The 1,803-nt window shown below is 69.7% G+C and carries 1 protein-coding gene and 1 pseudogene; both read left to right on the forward strand.

From position 1 onward, the window contains the following. The coding region (locus LQV45_RS29695) for a serine hydrolase (protein WP_230010716.1) at positions 1-1,245 on the forward strand (1,245 nt) is incomplete at its 5' end. Beyond that, positions 1,242-1,803: pseudogene (locus tag LQV45_RS29700) on the forward strand (HNH endonuclease); the annotation flags it as partial. The gene LQV45_RS29695 and the pseudogene LQV45_RS29700, both read left to right, overlap by 4 nt.

A 1,803-nucleotide genomic window follows, 5' to 3' on the forward strand; every position in this document is an offset into this window, starting at 1 on the left:
CCTGCAAGAAGGACCCTCATGCCGATGGTCTGGATCCGCGAAAAATCCCGCCGGTTCACGGCCGCAATCCTCGCCGTCGTGCTTACGGCCGGCCTCGGCGGCTGCGTCCCCGGGCCGAAACCGCCGGCGCCGGCGTCGCCCGATTCCGGCTACCGGTCCGTGCTCGAACAGTTCGGCAGGAGATTGCTCGACGAGGGCGCCCCGGCCGTCCTCATCCAGGTCCGCGTGGGCGGGGACGAGTGGTCCGCGGCCTACGGGGTCCGAAACCTGAACAGCCCGTCCCGGGCCGAGATAACGGACCCGGTGCACATCGGCGGGGTCACCAAGTCCATGGTGGCCGTCTGCGTGCTCAAACTGGCCGAGGAGGGCCGGCTGGAACTGGACGCGCCGGTCAGCACCTACCTGCCGGAGTTCAACAAGGTGATGCACCCGCCGGGACCGGTCACGGTCCGCCAGCTGCTGCAGCACCGCTCCGGCATGCCGTCGGTGGACGGGCCGTTGTTCGATCCGGCCACAGTGCGCGAAGCCCTGACCACCAAGGTGAGCCTGGCGGATCTGCTGGCCATGGCGGGGCGGATCTCCTGGCAGGCGAAGCTGGCCCAGGGATTTGAATACTCCAACTCGAATTACATTGCCCTGGCGCTGATCGTCGAGCGCCTCAGCGGCCGGCGGATCGGCGAGGTGATCAGCACCGACATCATCGAGCCGCTGGGTTTGAGTGAAACCTTGATGACGGCGGCCGGGCCGGCGCCGTCGTCCATGATCCACGGCTACATCGCGCTGGACCGCAAACAACTGGACGTCACCTATCCGGCCGCCCAGATCGACAACGCCGCGGGCGGCATGGTGTCCTCCGTGGCGGACGTGAATACGTTCTACCGCGCGCTGCTGCAGAACAAGCTGCTCAAGCCGGCGACGATCACGCAAATGGAGAGCCCGCTCTACGCCAGGTACGGACTCGGCGTGGTCCGCTGGAACGATCTGTGCACCAACGACTTCTACTACGGCCATCCCGGCGACGTGCCCGGCTACGGCACCATCACCATGACCAGCGCGGACGGAACCCGGCAGCTCACCATGGCCGTGGCCTACCCGCCGGAACCGCTCCCACGCGGGGACACCCACATTCTGCACCAAATGGAGTCCATCGCGGAGGACACCCTCAACGCCACGTGCATGACCGGGCCGACCGGGCCGCTCAACAATGCCGCAGGCAGCCCGGGCACTGCGACAATGGGCAGATGACAGCAATCATCCTCGTCTGGGACCCCGACGAATGGAACGATTGGACCTACCCGGCCGTGCTGGAAGAGGTCGCCGAAACCGGCCGGCACCTGGCCAGCTGGGACGTCGGGACCTCTCTCGACAGCGGAGCCGGCAACGCGGCCGGAAGCGCCGCCGGCACGGACGCGTGGCTGGTGCTCCAGGGCCGCCACGGACGCGGCCTGATCGGCCACGGCGTTATCGTCGCGGAACGGCCGGTTCCCCGCGTCGAGGCACCGGACTCCGCGAGCGCCGCCCGGACCGGCGTACCGGCCGACTCGCCGCCCGGCGCACCGCCCGGCGCACAAGGCGCGTCCCCGCTCTACCTCCAGGTGGACTTCGACGCCCTCCTGCCCGCCGGCGACCAGATCCCGACCGGGGTCCTCGCCGAGGCCGTGCCCGGCATCGACTGGGAAGCCCTTCACGGCCCCGCGCTGGCCGTCGACCCCGCCGTCGAGCCCCTGCTGCGCGGCCTCTGGGGTGAGTTTGGCCCGGTGCCGGCTGACCCCACGCAGACCGTGCCCCGCACCGTCCCGGCGG

It is taken from the genome of Microbacterium sp. Bi128, assembly GCF_918698205.1.